21 protein-coding genes are annotated in these 25084 nt (G+C 47.3%); 1 reads left to right on the forward strand and 20 read right to left on the reverse strand.

The window, feature by feature from the left end; translation table 11 throughout:
- Positions 1–21: 21 nt before the first annotated feature.
- From MKX60_RS00145 to MKX60_RS00175, 7 genes are all read right to left on the reverse strand, one after another.
- Complete coding sequence (locus MKX60_RS00145; RefSeq protein ID WP_076286155.1) at positions 22–315, reverse strand: transposase; 294 nt, start codon at positions 313–315, stop codon at positions 22–24.
- A gap of 24 nt (positions 316–339) precedes the next feature.
- Positions 340–897, reverse strand: coding sequence for a hypothetical protein (locus MKX60_RS00150; RefSeq protein WP_341058781.1), 558 nt, complete (start codon positions 895–897; stop codon positions 340–342).
- Between the two features lie 108 nt (positions 898–1005).
- Positions 1006–1659: a M48 family metallopeptidase gene (locus MKX60_RS00155; protein ID WP_076286153.1), complete on the reverse strand. Its 654-nt coding sequence runs from the start codon at positions 1657–1659 to the stop codon at positions 1006–1008.
- A gap of 81 nt (positions 1660–1740) precedes the next feature.
- The gene (locus MKX60_RS00160) at positions 1741–3114 is read right to left on the reverse strand and encodes a hypothetical protein (protein WP_076286152.1); all 1374 of its coding nucleotides are present in this window, start codon (positions 3112–3114) and stop codon (positions 1741–1743) included.
- 117 nt (positions 3115–3231) lie between these two features.
- On the reverse strand, positions 3232–3714 hold the full coding sequence (locus MKX60_RS00165; protein WP_341058782.1) for a hypothetical protein: 483 nt from the start codon (positions 3712–3714) through the stop codon (positions 3232–3234).
- Positions 3715–3885: 171 nt separating this feature from the next.
- Positions 3886–4539 carry a bacillithiol biosynthesis deacetylase BshB2 gene (gene bshB2 / locus MKX60_RS00170; RefSeq protein ID WP_341058783.1) on the reverse strand — a complete coding sequence of 218 codons (654 nt, stop codon included), beginning with the start codon at positions 4537–4539 and terminating at the stop codon, positions 3886–3888.
- 23 nt (positions 4540–4562) lie between these two features.
- Positions 4563–4907: a YojF family protein gene (locus MKX60_RS00175; protein ID WP_042184926.1), complete on the reverse strand. Its 345-nt coding sequence runs from the start codon at positions 4905–4907 to the stop codon at positions 4563–4565.
- Between the two features lie 267 nt (positions 4908–5174).
- On the opposite strand from MKX60_RS00175, the gene MKX60_RS00180 reads away from it, so the two are divergent.
- Positions 5175–5633, forward strand: a complete 459-nt coding sequence (locus tag MKX60_RS00180; protein WP_341058784.1) for a hypothetical protein — start codon at positions 5175–5177, stop codon at positions 5631–5633.
- A 109-nt stretch (positions 5634–5742) separates the two neighbouring features.
- Here the strand turns inward: MKX60_RS00180 and MKX60_RS00185 are convergent, their stop codons facing one another.
- From MKX60_RS00185 to MKX60_RS00245, 13 genes are all read right to left on the reverse strand, one after another.
- Positions 5743–6978, reverse strand: a complete 1236-nt coding sequence (locus tag MKX60_RS00185) for an MFS transporter (RefSeq protein ID WP_341058785.1) — start codon at positions 6976–6978, stop codon at positions 5743–5745.
- A 99-nt stretch (positions 6979–7077) separates the two neighbouring features.
- Positions 7078–8637 carry an aminomethyl-transferring glycine dehydrogenase subunit GcvPB gene (gcvPB, locus tag MKX60_RS00190; RefSeq protein WP_340974140.1) on the reverse strand — a complete coding sequence of 520 codons (1560 nt, stop codon included), beginning with the start codon at positions 8635–8637 and terminating at the stop codon, positions 7078–7080.
- A 26-nt stretch (positions 8638–8663) separates the two neighbouring features.
- Positions 8664–10064 carry an aminomethyl-transferring glycine dehydrogenase subunit GcvPA gene (gene gcvPA / locus MKX60_RS00195; RefSeq protein WP_341058786.1) on the reverse strand — a complete coding sequence of 467 codons (1401 nt, stop codon included), beginning with the start codon at positions 10062–10064 and terminating at the stop codon, positions 8664–8666.
- Positions 10065–10118: 54 nt separating this feature from the next.
- Complete coding sequence (locus MKX60_RS00200) at positions 10119–10901, reverse strand: SDR family NAD(P)-dependent oxidoreductase (RefSeq protein WP_076286146.1); 783 nt, start codon at positions 10899–10901, stop codon at positions 10119–10121.
- 14 nt (positions 10902–10915) lie between these two features.
- On the reverse strand, positions 10916–14071 hold the full coding sequence (locus MKX60_RS00205; protein WP_341058787.1) for a glycoside hydrolase family 2 TIM barrel-domain containing protein: 3156 nt from the start codon (positions 14069–14071) through the stop codon (positions 10916–10918).
- Positions 14072–14149: 78 nt separating this feature from the next.
- Positions 14150–14962 carry a carbohydrate ABC transporter permease gene (locus MKX60_RS00210; protein WP_076286144.1) on the reverse strand — a complete coding sequence of 271 codons (813 nt, stop codon included), beginning with the start codon at positions 14960–14962 and terminating at the stop codon, positions 14150–14152.
- Positions 14959–15912, reverse strand: a complete 954-nt coding sequence (locus tag MKX60_RS00215) for a carbohydrate ABC transporter permease (RefSeq protein ID WP_076286178.1) — start codon at positions 15910–15912, stop codon at positions 14959–14961. Before MKX60_RS00215 ends, MKX60_RS00210 begins: the two co-directional genes overlap by 4 nt.
- Positions 15913–15974: 62 nt before the next feature.
- Complete coding sequence (locus tag MKX60_RS00220) at positions 15975–17198, reverse strand: ABC transporter substrate-binding protein (RefSeq protein WP_179085840.1); 1224 nt, start codon at positions 17196–17198, stop codon at positions 15975–15977.
- Between the two features lie 157 nt (positions 17199–17355).
- Positions 17356–18576 carry a response regulator transcription factor gene (locus MKX60_RS00225; RefSeq protein WP_341058788.1) on the reverse strand — a complete coding sequence of 407 codons (1221 nt, stop codon included), beginning with the start codon at positions 18574–18576 and terminating at the stop codon, positions 17356–17358.
- On the reverse strand, positions 18554–20302 hold the full coding sequence (locus MKX60_RS00230; RefSeq protein ID WP_341058789.1) for a cache domain-containing sensor histidine kinase: 1749 nt from the start codon (positions 20300–20302) through the stop codon (positions 18554–18556). Before MKX60_RS00230 ends, MKX60_RS00225 begins: the two co-directional genes overlap by 23 nt.
- A gap of 139 nt (positions 20303–20441) precedes the next feature.
- Positions 20442–22148, reverse strand: a complete 1707-nt coding sequence (locus MKX60_RS00235; protein WP_076286140.1) for an amylo-alpha-1,6-glucosidase — start codon at positions 22146–22148, stop codon at positions 20442–20444.
- A gap of 278 nt (positions 22149–22426) precedes the next feature.
- Positions 22427–24124, reverse strand: a complete 1698-nt coding sequence (locus tag MKX60_RS00240; protein WP_341058792.1) for a hypothetical protein — start codon at positions 24122–24124, stop codon at positions 22427–22429.
- 61 nt (positions 24125–24185) lie between these two features.
- The gene (locus MKX60_RS00245) at positions 24186–25031 is read right to left on the reverse strand and encodes a TolB family protein (protein ID WP_341058793.1); all 846 of its coding nucleotides are present in this window, start codon (positions 25029–25031) and stop codon (positions 24186–24188) included.
- Between the last annotated feature and the right edge of the window lie 53 nt (positions 25032–25084).

Raw genomic sequence — 25084 nt, forward strand, 5'->3', positions numbered from 1 at the left:
GACACTCCTTTTTTAACTACATCATACATATACTTCTTCATACGTCATCAACATCAAGCGATAGACCAGATATACTCCAAGATATGCTCCCGTTAAAAGGAACATTGGATTCAAAAAAATCGCATGGATCGAGGTCATAAATACCGTGTTATCTCTTAATATTTCATATATAGCTAGGGCAGAAATATTACCTAAAATAAGCGTAGACAACACAGAAGTTACATTAAAAACAATACGCCACTTTATCCATTTCCGTTGTATCATTAGCATGGCGACGGGAACCACTATACTGCCAAATACGATTAGAAATTTCATTTAGCCAGCCACCTCTGTATCTCTTTAATCCTCCAGTTCAACACTTTCGATTTGCCCCTCGGCATTCACTGTCCACTCGATATCAACACCTGGCATCAGTCCAAGCTTGTCCTCATCTTCGATCACTACATGATCGGGGATGGTTAGGGTCTGCTCTCCCCCACCTTCGACTTTAACGGTAACCTGTTTACCATTAGACGTAGTAATCTTCCCATCATATTCAATCTGCTGCAAAACAATCTTTTGGCTCGGATCCGTAATGGTAACCCGCTTGCCGCCGTCTGTCAGCAGCTCAATCTTTTTATGATAGCCGTCCTTTAAAGTGACTTCCTTAATGACTCTCTGAACGCTAACATCCGCCGCAAGTCCCTCTGTATTTGTACCGGATGATGCATTGGGTTGTTCTGTTGCATTGTTCGTAGCCGCAGGTGCAGTGGCTTCTGTTATAGGCGTTGGAGTTACTTGTGTGGTTTCATTGGCAGCTTTAGAGCAGCCACTTAATAGGACGGTGCAGGCACAGATCAAACAAAGAATTGAAGTTCGAATCTGGCGTTGTGAATTTCCTTTATTCTGTATCATCATTTACCTCCGCATTTAAATTTCTTCCAGTTCTATTTTGTGAACATAGTTTTACCTCTTCCCTTCCTTTTATTCACCAGAAAATGGACCATCTGAATTACTCTCTGATTATCACAGCGTCATAGCACGCCCATATCTAGCTAAATACTCCTCCTTCTCCTTATAATCCGGCATGAGGCTTCCAACCTTTCGCCAAAAAGAGCGGTCATGATTCATATGAAGTAAATGACACAGTTCATGGATGATTACATAATCGATAACTTCCACTGGAGCCATCGCTAGGCGATAGTTAAAGGTTAGCTTTTTATCCGAGCTACAGCTTCCCCACTTGGTTCTAGACTCAACAATGTCAATCGTCTTAGGCTTTACTCTAAGCTGTGTCTGATATTTATTGATCCGTTCACCTACAACCTTCTTACAGCTAGCGAAATAGAATTTCTTCAGCTTAAGTTTAAGCTCTTCCTCATTTAAATCCCCTGTCTCTATTAGCTCTTGCAGCGAATAATATTTGCCTAGATACAGGAACTTACCCTCGTCTTCATACTCTTTGAGCTTTGGTGTTTCTCGGTTCGCTTCAATACTTTGCAGCTTCTCCACTATTAATTTCCCATTACGCTCAACCACGCTTTTAATCGTCTCTTCACTTGTTTTCTTGGGAGCTTTGAGCGTTATACGCCCTGAAGAATCTATGTGAATGGAGATTTTCTTGCCGTTTCCATATTGAACATTAAACTCGATCACCTGATTGTCGTACTCAATCTTCATACCCACCATCGTTTCTATAAGGTTATTCGCAAAAAAAAGGAGAACGCGTTTAAGCGTCCCCCCCTATTTTAACATGATTCCTCAATACACTGGATATCCTGCCACAAACATCGCTAAATACAAAAGACTCCCCGCAACAGAAACTACAGTAAGGATAGCATCCTTTGATTTCTCTTCAGTGAGCGCGACAGCAGCAAAAGCTAGTGGAAATGCAACAAGCAAGTACCGCGGGGCTGACAGCAGCCAGGTAGCTCCGACTACGAACGCAAAATACACGATGAAATAGGCGGTGTATGAAGGTCGTATCTTTTTTGCACCCATGAACATGATAATTAGTGCTGAGAATATAGCGATTAAATTAGGCAGCCATAAGCCGAGAAAAGAACGACTATCTCCACTCTTAAAGGTGCCCACAGCGTATTCCATCTGATATCTTACCGTATCAAAAAAGAGATAAAACCGCTGAGACCAATGCTCTCTCTGGTAAATACTGAACTGAAACGCATTTCCCGTCACGTGATAATTAATAAACAGATAGGCCAGCAAGCCCGTTGATATGATAGCGAGAAAACATACAGCGCTGATGATTCTATGTATAAAGACTTTTTTACTTAATAGCTTATAGTTGCCTATCAGATCCCGTCCAAATTCAATCGCAACCGGTACAATCAGAAGCACTCCGGGAGAACGTGTATAAGCTGCAAGTGCACCGCATAAGCATCCGATCAGCCATTCCTTTTTTCTCACAAAATATAAACACATCAAAGATAATGCCAGAAATAGAGCCTCGGTCATCGGAATGAAGAAAAAGAACGCGGCAGGGAATATGAAAATGTATTTCACGACCCGCATGGCATTCTTTCGATGCATGTCTAATGCCGCCAGTTCATAAGCAACCAATGCAGCGACAATCGATGAGATATTGGAAACGATGAATCCAGCGACAAGATAATTGCCTACGAATACTTGAACTACTTTAATTAGATTTGGGAAAAAGGGAAAAAATACAATATGGAACTTTGGATCTCCCTCCGTTACGTACCAGTTCTCGGCAATCCCCAGATAACTAGAAGCATCGATTCCAGAGATATGCCAAGTCTCTGCCATTTTGCTAAGCAGACCACCTGAATAGCCATTCTGTATGATCAAAAATGAATACCCGATGAGCATAAGCAGGATACGACTCGCCAATATCCATCCAATAATATAAAGCCAAGCCTGTCTTCTATCCTGCTCCTTACTCTTCCAAGTCACTTCAGGTGCTGGATTCGTCAAAACAAAATCCGTCAATACAGGTATAGTGCGGAGCCCCAATAGCACAAAAAGCCCGAAACAGACCACAGAAGCGAGGGTGCCCAGCATGGTCCAGCTCTGAGTCGAAATGGCCCAGTAAATAGCCGTCACCATCATAACAAGTATGAAGATGAAGGAAATGATTTTGTCGTGCTTTTTCATTTGATCCTCCAGTTATTTAGTCCGAACAATTGTTTAGGAAAAAAAGGATATAATTACCTATAGAAATATAATAGTCTTTGTGTATTTTTTTGTAAATCACATCTTATTTCTTCGTCCTTACTCCCCCTCATAGCTGAAATAAAAGTTCAAAGGCAATTCATCATCACTTTGAAAACTGTTCGACATTCTGTAGATTATATACAATTTATCCTCGTCCTTGCCGTATGACCATGATTCTTCGATAGAGCCTGTTAATGGCTTTAGCGGAAGAGCCATCCTGTCAATCGTTTGGATGGATTTTTCGACTTTGTCAGCCGCCTCCTCATCCGCAGGTTTGTATTGGTTCATAAAAGCACGTACCAGTTCTCTCGCATCTTGATAACCGCTTTCCGATCTGGGAAAGGTTGTATCGTATTCACCCACTGTATCCGCAATTTGCAAAGCAGCAAGCCCTTCTTCACGCGGCTGCATGAACACAGCCCGATGCTCTTCCACATGTGTGAAAAGCTCAGCATACTGGGGTCTTTCCTTACTGCATGCAGTGAATACCAGCAAAAGAATGACTATTCCACAAATGAGATTAAAATATGATTTTTTCAAACGAATACACCTCCTGGCCTGACGAAACCGGTTTGGTTGATCAACCCCCTAAACCTTACCATATATTTAAAAAAAGACACAGATATTCATGCCTTATATTAGAAAAATGAAGCATGCCCACGGCAGTGGGCCCCAAAGAAAAAGCCCGAGCGTTTATGCTCGGACTTAATATCATTCAAATGGATAGATCCAGAAATGCTCTGTTCCAAAACGATCTTGGATTTCTTTATCCTCTAGCGTTTTGCTGCCTAACAGTTCAGCGGCTTGGAATTGGGATTTATGCGCCTGAATGGATGCCATCTTTTGCTTCAGGAAATCTTTCACTTCAATGATTACCTGAGGCTTTCCAATCTCTTCAATATTATTGGCGAAAGCTATACAGTGAACAGGAGGTCTCTCTGCCTTAGGCATTCTTCCAACCGTTCCAACCACTGCAGCTCCGGTAGCATCATGATCGGGATGAACGCTGTACCCCGGATAGAATGTAATGACCAGTGAGGGGTTAAGCTCCTTCAGAAGCGCATCAATATGGCCCTCGAGCAGAGCTTGATCTTCAAATTCAATCGTTTTATCGTGGAAACCAAGCATTCTCAAATCCTGTATTCCAATCGCTCGGCAGGATTCTTCCAGCTCCTTTTTACGGATCTCTGGGAGGGTTACCCGATTCGCAAATGGCGGCACGCCCATATTCCGGCCCATCTCTCCAAGTGTCAGACAAGCGTAGGTGACTTGGGTGCCGTTTTGCACATGCTTGGCAAGCGTTCCGGATATACCGAAGGCCTCGTCATCCGGATGCGGTAATATAACTAGAATATGTCTTTCCACTGAACTCCTCATCTCCTCTACCATTAGAACGGCTCCCGGCTTAATTGCAAGGATACGACCAGTTTGCCTTGGCTGTCATGACCGGCCAGAATTAATCTTTCGGTCTCACTCTCTTCATAGTGAGTTAGTCCTTCCGAGTACACCCAGCCTTGTGACATTTTTAGGCCTACGCGATAAGGTCCATGACCGGAAATCGAACCATGAGAATATCGGATCACAGCATTAGTAATGAAAGTAGCCGCTGGGTGCTTAGAACTATCGAAATGGGCAGCGTATGCTCCCGTCGTCATCTCAAGATGGATATATAGATCCTGATCTTTAAGCAGGTCGATCCTCTCTTGTATTTCGGATTGATTAATTAGCTGCAAGGTTACGCCTCCATATCTGAATGAAATTATACCTACGAAAAATAAGATCCCTACCCTATTAAGGACGGATCTGTTAAAGGATAAGCGGGTCCGTATTTCTCATCAAAGTATAACTTCCAAAGGTTTGTAATTCAATGGTCACTCCTGAGAAGAGGCCTTACACATAAAAAAAGAGCATTAGCCCGCGTAGCTTGATCAAGCACTGAGATCACAATATATGGTAAAATCATTGTGGAGCCTTTGAATTAGGAGAAAGGATGGAGTGACTTGGGATTTCATGAAACGTCTCTTTCAATCAAATATCCAAACGTAATGAAAACACTAATTGCAATGTGTTTTTTAGAAGTTTCCTTAATAATTACTATGTATAATAGTACTAATCGCATACCTGACTTCCTGTTCTTCTTTCCAAGAATATGGTTCATCTTTATATTCATTATTATCATATTTTCACTCTATCGATTGCTCAGTTCCAAGAGTATTACACTTGGCGACAATTATATTATTTCTTTAAATAAGAAAAGATACGATGCGGATGAAATAAGTTCAGTGTTTATCGATGGTAAACGAATTGGAATTAAGACTGTTGACAAAAAGTTGGTTCCACTACATCTGTACTTTACTTTTAAAAAGGAGAATACGGCTAATGGCATAGAGGAAATTAGGGAGTGGGCAAAAAGAAACAACAAACCCATAAGATATAAGTTCTTCTTTGGATGGATTTAAGCAAAGGGGCGTCTTATATCCATTTTACATGGATTTTTGGACAGCCCCTTATATATTTATTCACACTGCTGTCCAGATTGAATTACTTATGAAAATTGTATTCAGCCATTCATTCTTTCAGCCTTTTATCAAGAATTGGGCGGATGAACCAGATATAATAAACCAGACAGAGAAGCAATACTACAGATGTCAGAAAAAAGGGGATTTCATAATCCTGTCCAATCAAAATCCATCCCGTAAGCAGAGCGGCGCCAGATGATCCGAGGCTCCGAAATACGGATCTCATCCCTGCGTAGAGATTCCTCTCCCGCTCCTTAAAGGCAGACATCAACTGACTATCCAGCAGATTAGACAGCATCGTAAGCCCTCCCCCGCGAACCAGAAACACGATTGTGAACATCCAGACCGGCATAGCCCAGGATAATAAGGCGAACACGAGTATGTTAACCAAAAAGACAGATACGATCGCCACATTGTGGCCGAAACGCTCTAATACATAAGGCGTCATTAAAGAAGCTGCAAACAAAACAACTCCGCTTACCGCCAGCAGAATGGATACTTTATCATCCATCCAGTTCAGTCTATACTTCACAATTACATTAAGAAATGACCCAGTGATGGCTATCGCTCCTCCGAGCAGGGCCATGAATACCGAGAACAGCCAGAGTGTGCCGGAAGGCAGCTTTTTCCTCAAGCTAGAGACTTCACGGTTCACTTCCAGAACTTCAGAGGTTCTAACCGTTTCGCTTTCCTTCCCCTCAGAGGGAAGCCAGAGTCCTCTAATCATACTGTGAACAACGAAAACCAGTGCAGCAAGCAGCAGCGTTAGCCCATACCCATCCCCGCTATCAGCCGAATTCGGCAAGTATCCGGCAGCCAGGGTTCCTGCCCCTGTAAATGCCGTAAACACGGCAAACATCAGGGAGAAGGCACTTGCTTCTTCCTTGCGCGAGGCACAATAGTGAAATAGCAACTGCACCTCAGTCGTCTCCACAAAAGTAAGGCCAATCGAGACCAAAGTTTGAGCCAAATAGAATATGCCGGAATGATTGCCAATCGCATAAAGTGCACTTCCTGCCGCTATAAACATGATGCCGGATACTAGCAGCTTTTTACGACCTATACGGTTTGCCGATATGGATACAGGAATAGCCAATGCACCCATGATCAGTATACCTATGGACATGAGCAGCCCGATTTCATCCTCCTTCATTCCTTTGGACAGCAAATGCAAATTAAGAACTAGCGAATACATACCGATGCCGATGCCATACATGGCTTCGGTCATAAGAAACCGGCGGACGCCGACAGACAGGCGCAGCAAGTTCCTCATATACCCAGACATACCCATAACCCCTTTCTTTGGTGATACAGTCAAATAGGAAGGGCTCCAAACGGAGCCCCTCTACTTTCAAATGTATATTTTAATTGTAGGGACCAAGCCCTATTCCGGCTGTGTCTTCTTTAGATAAGCCCGCCACGTAATACACCACTTTGCAGGATCATCAAGAGAAGATTCCACATTCCGGTGAACGGTACTGTTGTGCGGAGCTAGTTTGACGATATGCGGCTGCGTGTAAGCTTCATTCGAAATATGGGTCAGCGCCTCGATATATTCATCAAGATCTTCCTTCGAATAAGATTCAGTCGGCTCCAGGGTGAACGGCTGCGGAACGATGTACGGATGATGGGATGTCCAATAATGCAGGCCGAAATCACACATCCGGCGGGTGATGTCTTCTGTCGTTACGCCAGTCTCATCCGTAAGCTGCTTCCAGCTGTACCTTACCTGTTCAAGACGTCGACCTTTGATGTAAGGAGCGCTGGCTCCGCGGATTTGCAGAATTTTGTGATACAGGTAGTTATTATTCAGTACAGCGATTTGGGCCACATTCTTAAGACCGTCTGGCCCCAGGCTCATAATCCAAGCGTAGGAACGAAGTACAGTCTGGGCCACGCCGTGGAAGCTGCGGACTTTGCCGATGCTATCACCGCTTTGCTCTACAAGGACATAACGACTACCGTCCCAGTCAACAAGCGGACCGGGCAGGAAACGCTTAAGGGAATCGGTTACCCCAAGAGCGCCTGTAGCCGGCCCTCCGCACATGTGAGGTGCGGCAAAGGTCTTATGCAGGTTGAAGAAACACATGTCAAACCCGGCTTCCTTGGCCCGGGTGATACCCAGCAGCCCATTCGCGTTCGCCTGATCGTAGAAGCAGATTCCTCCTGCTTCATGAACCACGTCCGTGAACTCGCGGATGCGATGATTGTATATACCTGTGTCTTCCGGATTGGCCACGACGAAACCCGCCGTGCGTTCAGAAATGGCATTCTTCAGCTTCTCCAGATCCGGGAATCCGTCTTCATCAGGATGCAGTGTAATGATCTTATACCCCTTGACAGCTGCGGTCGCCGCTTGGGACGGATGTGAAAAGATCGTCGTAATGATCTCATCCCGCTGGTCTCCCTCGCCACGTGAATCATGATATGCGCGTACAATGGAAGCCATGGCCAGCAAGGCCTGGGTGCCACTGCTTGGCTGGAACGAGAAAGCATTCATCCCTGATATTTCACGCATCGCCTGGTCCAGCCTATAGTAGATTTCCAGAATTCCTTGAACGGATCCAGCATCCTGCAGAGGATGCAGTTCCATCAGATTTGGGGTACGTATAAGCATTTCATTGATACGGGGAATATATTTCATAGTACATGTCCCCTGTCCGATCTCTACATTAAGGTCGGAACCCAAAGTCTCTTGAGAGAGTCTTAAATAATGCCTAAGAACTTTGGCCTGACCGATCTCGGGCAGCGCCGGTGCTTCTTTTCGCCGCATCGCTGATGGAATTCGGGCGGAGCCTTGACCGACAACCTCGGCAATCCCAGCCTCGGTGCCCGGCGGGATCACTCCGCGCTCACCCGATCGGTGAAGCTCGAAGATCACCGGTTCATCCCATTTGGCCTGGTGAAAGCGGCGTACCTTATGATCTCTACGAATCCGTTTCATGGCTTTCCTCCTACTCTTCTGTACTATTAATTCTTGCAGACAATGTTCTCGATAGCTGAGGCAAGCCGGTCCAGATCTGCCTGCATATGAATTTCAGTTACGCAGTACAGAGCACATTCTCCCCACTGGGGATATGCGGAGGATATATCTTTTCCTCCGAAAATCCCTACTTCCAAAAGACGCTTGTTAATCTCAGCAACAGATATTCCAGTCTCGTTGAAATCTAAGACAAATTCTTTGAAAAAGGCTGTATCTTTAAAGCGCAAAGAGACCCCGGGAATGGCACACAGCTTATTCGCCGCATATTGAGATTTCTGTATAATGGTCTCCCCTACTTCCTGCATCCCCACTGGTCCAAGCAGGGATAGATAAACTCCGGCGGTAATTCCCCACAGGGCTGTCTGTGTTCCCACCGACTCTTTCCCCTTCTCCCGTTGGGCAAAGGATGTACGCTCATAGGCTACATCACCGAAGCCATATTCACCTTCCACTTCAGTAGGAACAATACCGAACAGGCGGGACGGATATTCCATCACATAAGTCTCTTCATCCCGGGTAGCGATGAATCCGGCTTGACCCCCACCATAGTTCATATGCATGCCCAGCGGCTGCAAATCCCCACAGACAATATCAGCGCCATAACGGCTTGGAGGTTCCAGTACGCCAAGGGAGATCGGATCAACGCCCACAATAGAGATAGCATTTACCGCGTGCACAAGCTCAGATATTTTAGCACCCTGATCCTCAATAATTCCGAGATAACCTGGATTCTCGAAGTAGAACGCCGCCGCTCCTTCCTCAAGCTTGCCCTGCAGATCATCCAAATCTATTTTTCCTGTCACCGAATCAATCTCCACGTACCTAATCTCCATTACAGGTGTACAGTAATTGGTAATGATCTTGGCTTTATCCGGATCGACGGATCTGGAGAGCAGCGCAATCCTACGGCCTGTAATCCGACCTGCCATTCGGATGGCCGTGGAGGCTGCCTGTGCCCAGTCGAAGGTAGGGACATTAACTACGTCCATATCGACGAGTTCGGCCATCAGGCTCTGATACTCGAACAAGGACTGAAATCGGCCGTGGTCTTCGTAAGGCTCTCCTGCATAAGCCGTCACGAACTCCGAGCGCTGATTAATTTCGTCGCATACAGCCGGAACGAAATGCTGCCAGCAGCCAGCCCCGAGAAAGTTGATATAATCGGCGCCATGCTTGTTCTTCGCAAGCAGAGCCTCGATATGTCGACGAAGCTCATATTCATTCATAGCTGGAGGAAGATTCATCTCCCGCTTAAGCTTCAGACTGTCTGGAATTGCATCATGCAGCTGGTCGACGGAGCTCAGGCCGATTTCCTTCAGCATTGCCTCACGGACTTCCGGTGCTGTATTCGGGATATAGGGATGGGCATAAGTTCTGTGTTCAGACAAGGTTAACGCCTCCGTCCTTAAAAGGTTGATTTAAAGTATTTATTTCTTTAACCGTTAGGCAATGCCGCCGCCATCCACAACAAGTACGCTTCCGGTGACCCAGGAAGACAGATCGCTAGCTAGGAACAATACCGCATTTGCGATATCACGTGGTGTACCCAATCGCTCCAATGGACGCCCCCCAGCAGAAGCTACGAGGAAAGTAGCTTCGTCCTGTTGAAGCTGCTTGGCTTCATCGCGTAAAAGCGGCGTATCCGTGTCGCCTGGGGACACGCAGTTCACGCGAATGTTCGCGGGACCGTGGTCAATGGCCATGGCTCGGGTGAGATTGACCACTCCAGCCTTGGCTGCACAGTAGGAAGCGGCACGGTCCCCGCCTTTAAGGCCCCAGCCGGAGCCGGTATTAATGATACTGCCACCGCCTCCGCGCTCCATCACCGGGATTATATATTTGGAGAGTAGATAAACTCCCTTAAGTGATACATCCATTACCAGATCCCAGTCGGCTTCCTCAAGCTCGACAACGGTCTTACGGCGGATAATCCCCGCATTATTGAACAGAATATCGACTTTGCCGTACGCGTTCTCAATCTCTGAGGCAGCACGCTTACAGTCCTCCGAAGAGGAGACATCGCAGCGGTGGAAGCTTGCTTTCCTTCCCCGCTCTTTCATCTCATGAACAGCCTGCTCCCCTTGCCTTACATTGATGTCCAGCACAACCACATGTGCTCCGAAATCCGCAAGCAGTCCGGCCGTAGCAAGGCCAATACCTGAAGCACCTCCGGTAACAACAGCTATCTTTCCGCTTAAATTGAGTACATCCTGTGTGTGGAGCATGCTGTCCCCTCCTCTCATTGATGCGATTGTGGTAACCCGTACAGCATTTGTCTACCAAGCCACTCTGGCGTGGTATCTTCTGATAAAAACGGAGTGAGCAGAATACGGAATGTAAAAGCTTCCGATGTTACCTTATGATCCGGCATCTGGGCAGGTCCACAACTGTTGCTGCCCAGCCCATTCTGCCGGTAATCCAGATTCAGCGTGACGAAGTCACGCGGAACAAGCTCGCTTGCATGTTGTGCCTCTTCAAGATCCTTGTCCGTATAACGGCGCGCGCTGAATTCAAGCGTCGGACTACCTGTAGCAAGTAGACCAAGTCCGGATGCGTCTGTGACGGATAACCATCTGACATCCATCCGGTTCCCATTCTCCTGCGGATATATATATGGAGTGAATAGTCCATCAATTGAAGCTGTGTACACTCCAACACGGCATGCCTCTTTGCTGTCCGAATAATTCTCACCAGGTCCCCGGCCATACCATTTCACTCGATCCATGTCGCCTGGAATCTCCATCTGAAGTCCAATCTTAGGCAGCATTTCTGGCGGCTTGCCCTCCGGTGTGCCCTGCACATCCATAGTGATTTGCCCTATACTGTTTACGGTATAGGTGTTTACACACCGGAAACCCCAATCAAAAACTGGCGGAGCAATCCTTGAACTCACAGTGATGCGGATGTTCCCTTCATCAAGCCAGGCCCAGCTAACCTCATCAACACGTTCTGTTAGCCGGTCCAGGTGTGCTTTGCGCCAGTCCGGTAGCACATACATGTCATTGTCGATCGGTGCACGCCAGAAATTCAGCCGCGGTCCGGCTTTCATTAGTTCCTTGCCATTCAGACGAAGCGAATCGATTCGCCCGCTCCGCGTGTCAAAGATCATCCGGAAGTCCTCATTTGCGAGAATGATCTGTCCAGCAGCTTCTGTGCAGTGAAGATTCCGCCTGATCTGCTGACTTCTCATCCCAATAGCAGCATTGGAATGGTCATCTGAATGCCCTGTATGATTTTCGCCAACACGATTTCCCAACTCATCCTGCATTAGAAACTGAGCCCAAGCCACTTCATGCCCCTGCTCCGCCCAAAGACAGTCAGCGGCGATCGAGAAGCTGATGTTCAGCCACTGTTCCGCATCCTCACTGCGAAGGAGAGCATCAAGACTGTGGTCATAAGGAATCTCCACTTCTGCCTGTCCGCCCGCTTCAATCTCTGGCAGTGCAAGAACCCCGCTTTGAACGGTACGTCCATCCATGGTAATGCTCCAATCAGCATATAGGTGATCCAGTGTCAGGAAATCATAGCGGTTAATCACATTAACCTTGTTCCTGCTTATATACTCGACGCGAACCGGCTCGATAATTTTCTTATATTCAAGCAGGCCCGGTGATGGCGTTCGGTCCGGCCGGACTAGACCATCTATGACGAAGTTGCTGTTATTGGGCACATCCCCGAAGTCCCCGCCATAAGCATAATCAGCCTTCCCATCCGCCGTCTTCCAGCTCAGCCCGTGGTCAATCCATTCCCACACAAAGCCGCCCTGCAGTCTATCGTACTTGTCAAAAGTATCAAAATAAGGTCTTAATCCACCGGGGCCGTTGCCCATGGCATGCGCGAATTCACACAGAATATGCGGCTTCGGATGATCAGTCAACTGACCGAAGCCTTCCATCTTCTCAACGGAGGAGTACATCGTGCTTACCACATCACAGACCTCAGCTTCGCGATCTTCTTCGTAATGAATAAGCCGTGTTGGGTCAGCTTCTCTGCACCACTGCGCCATCGCCCGGAAATTGCAGCCGAAGCCGGACTCATTCCCAAGCGACCAGAAGATCACGGAAGGATGATTCTTGTCGCGCTCAACCATTCGCTGAACGCGCTCCACGTAGGCTTCCTGCCAGGCAGGATCATCGCTGAGTCTGGAAATGTTGCCTAGCAGTTCGAATCCGTGTGTCTCCAGATCGGTCTCTTCCATAACATATAAGCCGTACTCATCACACAGATCATAGAACCGGGGATCATTCGGGTAGTGCGCGGTTCTTACAGCGTTAATATTGTGCTGCTTCATCATCTTGATGTCCTGTAGCATGGTGGAGACGGTGACTGTGCGACCTGTATCCGGGTGATGATCGTGACGGTTGACTCCTTTGAGTTGAATCGCCTTTCCATTCACCAGGAATTGTCCGCCGCGCACCTCAACTGTGCGGAATCCAACCCGCTGAGCCGTCATCTCTACCGTATCTCCACTTTCATCCAACAAAGTGATCTTCAGATGGTACAAATTGGGGGATTCCGCACTCCACAGTTCCGGCTGTCCTACCGGCATTATAAGCTGCACATTCTTTCCTGCAGTAACCCGATCCTCAGCCCATGCAACAGATTCACCACTTCGTTTAAGCAGTTCAAGCCGCAGACTGCCCTGTTCAGCAGCTTCCCCTTGTATGTTCACATGAACAGACAAGATCCCATCACGGCTTGATTCATCCAGTTCCGTTATAATCCGATAATCGGCAATGCGGAGCGAAGACGGCTCGGAGAGCAGATACACATCTCTAAAAATTCCGCTCATCCACCACATATCCTGATCTTCCAGATAACTGCCGTCCGACCATTGGTACACTCTAACGGCTAAAGTATTGTGGCCCGGTTTCACATAAGGAGTGAGATCGAATTCTGAGGTTAGGCGGCTGCCCTGACTGTATCCGACCGGTTTGCCGTTTACCCAGATATGAAACGCACTATCCACCCCGTCGAACTTAATGGCGACATTCCGTCCGTTCCAGGATTCAGGCAGCATGAACTCTCTAACATAACTGCCTGTCGGATTCTCGTCAGGCACATGCGGGGGGTCTGCCGGAAACGGATAATATAGGTCCGTATAATGTGGAGTTCCGTATCCCTGTAGCTGCCAGTGCCCCGGAACCTGAATCTCATCCCAGCCGGAAGTATCATACGCCTCCTCGTAGAAATAATCCGGAGCCCACTTCGGCCCTTTTGCATAATTGAACTTCCATATGCCATTCAAGGATTTGAACCAGGGGGAGCTTCCCCTATTGTAAGTTAGTGCCCCTGACCAGTCAGAATAGGGGATGAAGTAGGCCCGGCTTTTGGCCCGCCCTCGCTGAAGGATGCCAAGATCATCCCAATCCCTCCTGATAGTTTGCTGTGACATGGTTCATTTCTCCTCTCTTTTCTCTACTCTACTCTGCGCTGTGTGCTGTTATTAGATTTCCGAACCCGCTGCGGCGAATCAACCTTTGATGCCCGTAGTCGCAATGCCGCCAACGATGTAGCGTTGAGCGAAAAAGAAGATTGCCAGCGGCGGAATCGAGATCAGAACTGTAATCGCCATAATGGACTGCATATCCACACCGTACATCCCTTTGAACTGTGAGAGCCCTAGGGTCAATGTGTATTTCGTCTGGTCGTTAAGGAAAATGAGCGGACCCAGATAATCATTCCAACATCCCATAACCTGGAACACAGCGACCAGGATCAGCGAAGGCCCCATCAGCGGGACAATAATCCGTGTTAATACGGTCAGCTTATTGGCTCCGTCGATTGTAGCTGCTTCGTCTAGCTCCCGCGGGATGGTGAGAATGAACTGCCGCAGCAGGAAAATGAAATAGGCGGACCCGAAGAAAGACGGTACAATAAGAGCTTTGAGCGTATTAATCCATCCCAGAACGTTGAACAGCATATACTGCGGGATCATAGTGACTTCCCAGGGAATCATCATTGTTGCCAACACAACCAGGAACAGAAAATCCCTGCCCTTGAACTGAAATCTGGCGAATCCATAGGCTACGAGCGTGCATGAAATCAGTTGACCAAACGTCGACAGGATGGTAATAATCAGTGTATTTTTCAGAAACATATTGAAGGGCTGAATGTTCCACGCCTCTGCAAAATTGCTGAACTTCCATACAGAAGGAATCCATTTAGGTGGAAAAAGATACAGCTCGGACTGTGACTTGAGCGCAGTCGTAACCGCCCAGAACAGCGGAGCTATGAACAACAGTGAAAAAAAGAGCAGCAGAACGTATACGAGTATTTTCTTCACAAAGAACGTCTCCTTCCTTGAGCCTTCAGCTTCTCCTGAGGATTCTTCTTCATTTCACCTTCGTAGAACACCCAGGCTTCCGAGGATTTGAACACAAGAAAGGTCAAGCCGAGCACGATCAGGAACATGAACCAGGCGTTAGCTGCCGAATATCCCATTTTGAAATACTTAAACGCATTCTCATACATGTACATGGCATAAAAATAGGTTGCTTTCATTGGACCGCCTCCGGTCAGCAATAAAGCCAGGGTCAGCTGCTGGAAGGCTGCAATGATGGATGTAATTAAGTTAAATAAAATCGTCGGAGTGATCATCGGAATCGTCACACTGAAGAATTGTCTGAGCTTACCTGCCCCATCAATGGAAGCGGATTCATAAAGATCTCTCGGAATCCCTTTGAGGCCAGCCAGAAAGATCAGCATCATCGAGCCTTGTCCCCAGAGACTTGCGACCACCATCGCTACTAATGACCATTGCTTATCGTTGAGCCAATCAGGGCCCTGAATTCCGATCAGGGACAGGAAGTAATTCAGAATCCCGTAATCACCGCTGTACACCCAAGACCAGATCATAGCCAGAGCGACACCGGATATAACGGAGGGAATATAAAAGGCGGTTCGGAATATAGCACTGCCCCGTGTCTTCTGATTCAAGAGAATCGCAAGCCCAAGCGCCACAATGATGTTCAATGGAACGAACAGAGCTGCAAATTTGAGGGTGACCCCGAGTGAGGTCCAGAATAACGGGTCATCCGTAAACATTTCCGCATAATTGCCAAACCCGATAAAGTGTACTTCGCCGACAATCGGCCAATCAAAAAAAGAGATGATAAGGGAAAATAACAATGGCCCCAAGGTGAACACGAGGAATCCGAAGATCCAAGGAAAAATGAAGAGGTAGGGAACAGCCCTACCCCAACTACGTTTTCGTGTAGGCTTGAGCTGGGCCATAGGCTCCCCTGCTTGATGCAGAAAGGTCTGAGCCATCTCTTAACCTTCTTTCTGTAAATGTGTTATTTCAAATAACGTTGACTATCTTTAACAGCCTGATTCAGCACTTCCTGGGCATTGCTGCCGTGCATAACCGCTTCCACCGCAGCAGAGAGCTGGCGGTTCACTTCATTCCATTTCGGATTGAGCAGGAACGCAGGTGTATTGCTGGAACGCTCCAGCATCGTGTAGTACGGTTTATAAAGCGGGTCCTGATCTTTCTTCAGCTCATTTACGACACTGACCCTTACAGGCAGATCCGCCACACGCATCTTGATCGAATCATTAGACACATAGAATTTCACGAATTCCCAGGCCAGATCTTTCTGCTTCGAATCCTTGGCGATGGACAAAGCGGACTCCGCAAGCACCCCTTTGACCGGTTTGCCTGGGAACGCCGGGATTTCGACCGTACCTACATTTATACCAGCCGTCTTGAACGATTCCAGCGGCCAGATACCGCTCTCCCACATAGCGATTTTACCTGCTTTAAAAATGTCATCTCCGCTCTGCTGGCCTTTGCCTCCGGTCAGCACAGCCGAGCCGTTCTTGACCATGTCGCCGAGCATCTGGATAGACTCAGCTGTCTCTTTGCTGTTCATAAATCCTTCAATCGTTTTCCCGTCATCAGAGATGAACGAGCTTCCGTTGCTCCATACGAAGCTCTGAAGGTCATACGTATCGTTCTCTGCCCGAACCCCGAACCCGTACTGCTTCTTCGACTTATCGCTGAGCTTGGCCGCGATGTCCTGGAACTCCGTCCATGTCCATCCATCCTTCGGATAAGGGATCTTGGCATCATCGAACAACTTCTTGTTGTAATAGACCACACGTGTGGTGAACCCTGCCGGAATGCCATATAGCTTGCCGTCAATTTTGCCATAGTTGAACAATCCCGGATAGAAATCTTCGATGTTCAATTCTTTATCTTTGCTCGAATAGCTGTCCAGTGGTTCCAGGGATTGATGATAGGTCGGGAAATCCCACATATACATCACATCTGGCGGATTGGTTGCCCCGAATCCGGCGGCAAGCTTCTGGTCAAAACCGTCTGCATAAGCCTCTACCTGAACCTTCGTGCCCGGATGGGCTGCTTCGAATTTCTTGGCGATGTCTTGCTCAATCTTGAGCGCGTCTCCGGTATCCCACGTCGCAAAACGAAGCGTCTTCGTCTCCCCTGAGCCTGCAGCACCTGTAGATGATGAAGGCTCACTGTTCCCCCCGCAAGCTGTGACCATAGTTGCCATTAACGTAGTGGCAAGTACAATAAGAGAAATTTTCTTTTTCACTGTGGCAGCCTCCCCTTTGAATGAGGTAATAATAATTGAACCGCTTTCATCTTAACTTTTATGAAAGCGGTTCAAAACCGATATCTATTCGAATGTTTGCGTACTTTTGTTCGATTTACAGATCGGGGTGTCCATCTGTTCGAATCACGGCGTCTTTTTGTTGTATGCGGTAATAACTAGGCGTCTGACCCGTGCAGCGCTTGAACCATTTGCTGAAATATTTACTGTCGCCCAGCCCTGTCCGCTCCGCAATATCCTGCATCGTCAACTGCGTATCCCGCAGCAATGCCTTGGCAAGCTTAAGCTTCCTTTTATATTGAAAAGCCACAAAGCTGTCGCCAACCGTCTTCTTAAATAGGATCGAGAAATGGCTTCGGCTAAGTCCCACCTGGCTCGCCAAATCGCTAACCGACCAATCCGCTCCAGGGTTCTCATGCAGAAGCTTCACGGCATTCCAGATCGGCTCAGGCCAGTCCTGAGACGAAATACCATGCAGCTTCTCCACTTCCGCTTCCTTGTGAAGCGCCATGAAGGCCTTGCTTAAATCTTCAGCGTTGCCCAGCGGTCCTCTCTTAGCCCATTTCAGCTTCTCGATTTGGCTTTTCATCTGAACGAGCAGACTGTCCGCAATTTCCTGCTCGTCACCAGGTACAATCCAGTAGCAAAGGTCCTCACCGTAAGGGATGATAACAGGTGCACTGTGGGGCATCCGGCTATTCTCATCCTCATTAAGCTTGACGAGATCCAGGTAAGTACAATCGCATCCACAGGTCTTGATCAGATAAATGTACAAGGGTTCCCTATTCAGCGGCAGCTTCTCCCTAATGAGCTTATCTATTTCGTCAACAAATTTGCTGCTGTGTCCACTCTGCCAGGCAAACAAGAGAGAGCCCAGACGTTCTCCATAGATTTCGCTTGTTTCAGCATCCGCTACGGGAGCAGACGATGTCAGCTCCCTCTGGAAATTCTCCAGCATTCCTTCCAGCTCTTCATCTTCAAAGGCCGTCTTAAGCAGATATCCTGAAGCCCCAAGCTTAATTCCCTGCTGAGCAAACTCGAAGTCACGGTGACAGCTCAGCAGAATAATCCGGGTGTCCTTATCGACCTCTTTAACTTTGCGTAACAGTTCAATTCCATTCATCTCCGGCATGACGATATCGGTAATCACTATTTGAGGCAGGTGAATCTGATAGGCCTCCCAGGCTTTAAGGCCGTTCGGCGCATCCGCCACCACTTCCATCCCATACTTATGCCAAGGAATTGTAGAGCGAAGTCCTTTGCGCACGATACTCTCATCATCTGCAATTAACACTTTAATGGTCTTGGTTGTCTCCATGCGGACTCTCCTCCTTCTTGGGCCACCGAATTACGATAGTAGTGCCTTCACCTTTCGTAGAATGCACCGTCAAGCCATACTGCTGTCCGAAATGAAGCTTGAACTTCTGATTCGCGTTCTGAACACCGAGTCCTCCGCGTCCCTGCGGTTTGCTTTCCGGCTTTGCACGCATAAGCGCCTTCAGCTTCTCTTCAGTGATCCCTGCACCGTCATCAGACAATGTTAACAACAGATGCTCGCCTTCCTCCCGTACACTTAACGAAATGTTTCCCTTCCCATCTTCAAATCCATGAAAAAAGATGTTCTCGAAGAGCGGCTGAAGGGTCATACGGGGAATCAGATACGGCTTAAGCTCTTCGTCACAGGTCTGTTCATAACTGAATGCCGACCCGTAACGGATCTCTTGTATTTTCAGAAAATGCTCAATCATGCGGAGTTCACGTCCTAGCGTGATCAACTCCTGAGAGATATCCAGATTACCTTCGAGCACCATCGTCAGATGATAGAGCATCTGGCGGATATCCTCTGCCCCTTGGAGTCTTGCCTTCCACTGGATAGAATTCAGCGTATTGAAGAGCAAGTGTGGATTAATTTGGTAGTGGAATGCCTTAAGCTCGGCCTCTTTCTTCAGCCGCTCACTCTGCTCCACTTCCTGCACAAGGGATTGAATCCCCCCCACCATACGGTTGAAGCTGGTGTCCAGGCTACCGAGTTCATCCTTGCCTTCCACCAGGGTCCTCGTGTGTAGCTTGCCAAAGCTGACCTTCTGCATCGAGTCTTTCAGCCTGCGAATTCGAGCTGTGAATTTCGATGAGAATATATAAGCTAGCCCAAAGGCAAGCAGACAAGAAACTATGGCTACAAGTACTGTGTTGGAGCGGATCAGGCTCGAGGAAAAATAAAATGCTTTGGCCGGCAGCCTTGCTTCAATCTTCCATCCGTTGGCTGCCAGTGTCCTATTCCACACCACGTCACTATCGTCTGGAGTGAATGGAGAATCTGACTGGTAAATGGGTTGCCCTTCAGAACCAGTTATCGTCAAATGCGCTTTGGTATCTTCCTCAAACATATGGAACATATCAAGAAGAACCTGCGCATTCTCTTCTATTAAGATTGTGCTTCCATGCTGGGTTCCAGCCGGATTATTAATCCGTACAGCGAGCCCCAGTATAGGTTCTCCGGTATCCGAAGCTTCCATGCCATGATTCATAGGATAGAAGCCCAGCCAATAGGGCCCTTTGGATGAATAAGTAAGGGCCCGCCAGGCGGGGATATCATTAAGCTTACTGACATTCAGATTATTCTCTCCATAGTAATAACCAGAGCGGGTAATCAGATAAATACCTCTTGTCAGATCCGTCTTAAGTGATTTAAGCAGCGCCTCGAAGTCATCTTTATCCATAATCTCCTGATACGTAGTTGGAACGTGATCACCTAGTCCCACCCGTGCAGGATCAAGGAGATACGAATAAATTGTTCCTGTCGTCTGATTCATCCGGTTCAAAGCGGAGCTGATCTGCTGATCAAGTTGTGCCACGGTGTTCTCCCCGTATTTCCCGAATTGAGAGTTGATGACTATAGCGGATTGATAATAGTTCAAGGCTCCCAGTGACAGTAGCGGAATAATCGCGACTATAAGAAAGCAAAAGAGCAGCTTAGTCCGGATGCTGAAATAAGAGCGAATAGAGAAGCGATGATATAACTTCTTAAAGAAAAGACTCCACATGACTTCTCATCCCCGCCTTATATATTTCATTTTTATAGTTGAAGTGTAGCACGGACTGGCACACTCGGGAATATCTCGGAAAATGGGAAAGCACTTCCCCTCACGCCGGTCTTGACCAAGAGGAAGTGCCCGTATATTTTTAAGTTGTATACTCGTGCCCTAGGATTAAGAAGACACTTGAGGTCCAAGTAAACGCCCTGTCGCGAAGCCCTTGACCCGTCAGGGCATCGAAGTTCTCGGCCATGCCACTCTTGTTCAGCATATTGCAGAATCGGCGGGCTACCTCGCTTGCCAGTTCAACATCCCCCGCCGCGGCCACACCTTCCACGAGCAACATGGTTGATGGCGCCCAAATCGGGCCCCGCCAATAGCCATCCGGCATGTAGTAAGGGCTCTTCACACTCTCTGTAGCCCAGCCGTTCGGCGTCAAGAAGCGGCTCTCATCCCGCAGGCCATCCAGCAGTGCGCGCAGGATTGGCTCCGGCAGCCGCTTGCCAAGCAGAATGGGCACGAAGAGCAGCAGGCTGTCGCCGTCGGATGCTTCGTGAGTTCCAGAACGGCAAGCGGTGAACCTTCCATCCTTCCAGAAATGACGCAGCATTTTCTCCAGGGTCTCCTCGCCTAATCGTCTCCATGCGGTGCTTTCGTCGGTAAGCCCCAGAAGCCCGGCAATTTCGGCAAGCAGTTCAATCTGCAAGATTAAAAATGCTGCCAGATCCGGACTCTCCACCGGAATCCCGTTATTAAAGGCAGTACTGTTGTCCCAACCCGAATCGTTTCCATGATTGTACTGTGGTATACCGTCCTTGTCGTTATCCCGGTAATGGAACCACCAGTTCGTCCACTTGCTCAAGGGCCCATATACTTCACGAAGATGGGATTCCTTAATATAATCCGTCCGCTGCATCATCCAGGCCAGCGTCCAGCCATGAATAGGGGGTTTGTTGCAGTTCCAAAGCTCGTACTTGTCGTTGATAAAGTCCGGAATCAGGCCACTCTCATCCTGGCGGTCGAAGAAAATCATAAACTGGTCCCAGGCCAGCTCCGGGTGATGTCTGACCAGAGCCATCGCATTGAAGCAGTGATCCCAGCTCCAAATATTCGTCATCCAGTTCTTCGACATATACATTGCTGGCCGGGTCAAACATCCTTCCGCGGGAACCAGACAGGACCAGGTAATATAAGCCGCCAGTTCACGGCCGTCTTGCCAGCGTTCGGGAACGGTCAAGCTGGCACCCAGCCACTGGTCATATTCCTGTTGCACCGCTAGTACCGCTTCCTCCCATGGTGTCCAGGCATCACGCCGTTCCCATACCGTGCGGAATTCTTCCACCGCGAACTCGGCAATTTCCGTACCCGCTTCAGGGATGAACTCCGCCACAATGCGGGAACTCTTGATTTTGTCCCAAGGTACCTCCATCCGGAGAGCCCCGGTTAACCGGGTGAGCATGAACCGGCATTCATGGGTGAAGCTGTTTACTTCCCAACTGCCTGCGCTATGTTCATAAGCATAATCGTAGGCTGAGGTACGGAAGGTTAGGCGGATGCCACATCCTCTGCTCTTGAAACGGACCGTACGGGCATCTGTGATACAGATCTCCGCATAGATATTGTCGGTATCCGTATTCAATCGAAGCAGTGCAGGCTCTGCCTTAGCCTCGTACGGAATATACTGATTACTCTCATCCAGCAGTTCAATTTGAAAAGCTTCACCAAATTTATCATCCCCACCACGCACGGTCCGTAAATAAAGTCCCTCCGCCCTGACATCCGATTCAGGTAGTTCAGAAATAGCCAGAAAGGTGCCTCTTCGGCTGAAGGGTACCGTGTTAAGATTAAAGTTCATATCGTTGGACTCCTTTCAAAAGAAGTATGCGCTTTCAGTTTATCCAAGGCGTCAGAATTACGAAACAGACAGGTGTTAGCGATGGGGAGTCATATTGTTGGAGTGAGAAGTCTGAGGCGTACACGGGTGTCTTTTTGTTAGATGATCAGGGGTACAAATGTTAGCACGTCTTTGTAAACGAGCATATCGATAGGGAAACGGCATATGAGTTTGGTAGAAAAAAAGGTTATCCGTAATACCTCATGTAGGCATTAACGGGATAACCTTTTGCTGGTAATTTAATTTAATGGGATCGAATAAAACAGTCGGGATCCTTTGTTGTTGGTATACCATACAATTTTGTCGCCGCTAACAATAGGGCTGCTTTCTGATAGTACAAAGTTCTTAATCGTTTGGATACCGCCAGTGGTTGCACCCTCTCCATTTATAAGAACATATTTCAGGTCACCCGGATGATTCTCTTTATCAAACTCCTGCCACAGCACCATCATTTTGTCGTCTGTGATTTTTACTAGTTTAGGAATGGAAGCGATCTGGTTCGTACCAACATATTTAGCCAAGGTGATGTGGTTCACTGCTGTGCTAGACAGGTTGGCTTTTGGTAGAACACTAAGAACGATATCTCTCTGATCCTTCTCCAGTCCCACCATCTCATAAGACGTATATTCTTTGACAAGCGAATGGTCAATCGTATTCATAGCGACAATATAGTTCGCCGAAGACATCTCAAATCCGCCTATAGAAACGCCTGTGGTGTTCGCTCCGATTTTGCCGGGAATATTAAACAGGTCTACCTCGTTATAGCTGGTTCCATTTCCTTTATTCAGCACAATCGAACGAGGATAGGCATCACCATGATCCACTAGAACATGCGTAACACCATCAAACAATACATATTGATCAAAAGAGTGGCTGACATGATTCTTCTGGAATCTTCCCAGATCATTCGTCACGGTCATTGTTTGGGTATTCACGATAATGGTCAGCTGGGATTGATGATTTAGTTTATCTTCTGTCGTGTATCTTGTACGTGAAGTGTGGAATACAAGCGTATCACCAGCCTCGGCCATACTACCAGAGCCAGAATCAAAAGGGCTAACCGTATAACTCTCGCCACCCTTAATGGAGACACTATCTACTCTATTAAAGCTTTTATCATAACGGACAATACGAATCACTTCTTTGCTATCATTCTCTTCGCGATTCTCTTGTCCAAAAGCAATATAGTTATACTTCTCCCCACTATAGAAACCACCAAATATCGGAAGCTCAAAAGGGATACTCTTATTTCCAGTTAGTTCAAACTTCTCATTATATGATTCAATCGTAACTTCCTTATTCGCCTCAAGGACACTTACAGTCCCGTCATTATTATTCACGAGATAGGAAGTGGCCGTACTTTTCCATCTGGGAAAATAAGAAGATACAGCGTTACTTTCGGTTTTCACCGCCGTCTTTACCCGGTAAGCATGATCTGGAACTTTTGAGAACAAGGATATTCGATCAGACTGAACGTCATATTCGATATCGAATGGAATTTTCCCCGCCAAATCTCGCAACTGAACATAGTTATTCTCGTCAATATTGTACGCCGTAATCGACTGTAGCTGTCCGTTCACTAGCACTTTAGAGGTCGACAGCGTAGCTGAATAATTTCTATTGCGACTATAATAGTTGCTGCTAGCTTTCTTTTCGGGAGTATAGGCTTGCCCGGTTATGATCTCTATCGCATTGTTTGCTTTATTCCAAGTGATATCAAATTGACTGGCTGTTCCCGAGAAATACTCCGCTACATCGCGCAGCCGGAAATAATTGTTGTTCGAGATATTGAATCCGTTCAGATCCCTTTGTTCTCCGTCAAAATATGTACTGCTCTCGGTTACCTTAGCCTTCACCGTACTGCTCGCAAAGGTTGTAGTGCCGAGCGCTGGTATAACCAGTAATACAATTAGCAAAACACTAAAAATCCTCTTCATCCAACTTTTCCCCCATTTATATATAAATAAAAACACTATAATTTTTATCGGTATTTTATTCCTATTCCTCCACCACATAACTTACAAACGCCAAGCGCTTACTATCCGGAGACCACGAATTCACGTTAATCGTACCTTGTCCTCCAAACAATTGTACTAGTGTGCGATAATCTCCTCCCGTGCTTGCCATCAATCGAATCTCAACATCCTTATTCGCAGGGTGATCGCCAGGATCTACATCTCCTTTGCGGTAACTCAGGTAGGTAATCGTCTGACCATCTGGCGATACATGCGGGAACCAGTTATTACTCTCATCAAAAGTCATCTGTGTTTGCTCAGTGCCATCGGCATTCATTCGCCATATCTGCATCAGCCCTGTACGCACCGAATTGAACCATATATGTCCCCCATCTGGTGAATATTCAGGCCCATCATCCAGCCCAGGCGAATCCGTCAGTTGTACCTCTACTCCCCCGTCTACTGGAATGGTATAAATATCATACTGACCATTGCGCTCTGCACAGTAAGCTAACTCAGCACCGTTTGGAGACCAACCATGTAAATAACTTGGAGCATTCGGTGTAACTAGAACCGGTTCGCCACCCTCCATGGGAAGAATATATATACGAGATTTACCATCTTCTTTCGTATGGTGACTAATTGCGATCTTAGTGTTGTCAAAAGACAGAACATGATCGTTATTACATTCCGCAGCAAACCCCGAGTCAATTTGAACAAGCTCACAGGTTGCGATGTCGAACGAATAGAGACAACCTCGACTATTATAAATAAGACGCTTACCATCGCTAGTCCAATTGGGTGCCTCGATTAAATAATCAAATGAGCGGAGCGCAGTACGTTCCCCAGTCTGTACATCTACGATTTCTAATGTGCTAATCACTTTCATTGTCCTCTCTCCCATCGTTAAAATATGTACATAACCCACTTCGACAGCTATTC

It is taken from the genome of Paenibacillus sp. FSL R5-0914, assembly GCF_038004525.1.
Taxonomy (GTDB): Bacteria; Bacillota; Bacilli; order Paenibacillales; family Paenibacillaceae; genus Paenibacillus_AQ.

Coding starts and splice junctions, on each gene's coding strand:
- MKX60_RS00145 (WP_076286155.1), bottom strand. CDS start 315: ATGAAATTTCTAATCGTATTTGGCAGTATAGTGGTTCCCGTCGCCATG.
- MKX60_RS00150 (WP_341058781.1), bottom strand. CDS start 897: ATGATGATACAGAATAAAGGAAATTCACAACGCCAGATTCGAACTTCA.
- MKX60_RS00155 (WP_076286153.1), bottom strand. CDS start 1,659: ATGAAGATTGAGTACGACAATCAGGTGATCGAGTTTAATGTTCAATAT.
- MKX60_RS00160 (WP_076286152.1), bottom strand. CDS start 3,114: ATGAAAAAGCACGACAAAATCATTTCCTTCATCTTCATACTTGTTATG.
- MKX60_RS00185 (WP_341058785.1), bottom strand. CDS start 6,978: ATGTCTGGGTATATGAGGAACTTGCTGCGCCTGTCTGTCGGCGTCCGC.
- gcvPB (WP_340974140.1), bottom strand. CDS start 8,637: ATGAAACGGATTCGTAGAGATCATAAGGTACGCCGCTTTCACCAGGCC.
- MKX60_RS00200 (WP_076286146.1), bottom strand. CDS start 10,901: ATGCTCCACACACAGGATGTACTCAATTTAAGCGGAAAGATAGCTGTT.
- MKX60_RS00205 (WP_341058787.1), bottom strand. CDS start 14,071: ATGTCACAGCAAACTATCAGGAGGGATTGGGATGATCTTGGCATCCTT.
- MKX60_RS00215 (WP_076286178.1), bottom strand. CDS start 15,912: ATGGCCCAGCTCAAGCCTACACGAAAACGTAGTTGGGGTAGGGCTGTT.
- MKX60_RS00220 (WP_179085840.1), bottom strand. CDS start 17,198: ATGGCAACTATGGTCACAGCTTGCGGGGGGAACAGTGAGCCTTCATCA.
- MKX60_RS00225 (WP_341058788.1), bottom strand. CDS start 18,576: ATGGAGACAACCAAGACCATTAAAGTGTTAATTGCAGATGATGAGAGT.
- MKX60_RS00230 (WP_341058789.1), bottom strand. CDS start 20,302: ATGTGGAGTCTTTTCTTTAAGAAGTTATATCATCGCTTCTCTATTCGC.
- MKX60_RS00235 (WP_076286140.1), bottom strand. CDS start 22,148: ATGAACTTTAATCTTAACACGGTACCCTTCAGCCGAAGAGGCACCTTT.
- MKX60_RS00240 (WP_341058792.1), bottom strand. CDS start 24,124: ATGAAGAGGATTTTTAGTGTTTTGCTAATTGTATTACTGGTTATACCA.
- MKX60_RS00245 (WP_341058793.1), bottom strand. CDS start 25,031: ATGAAAGTGATTAGCACATTAGAAATCGTAGATGTACAGACTGGGGAA.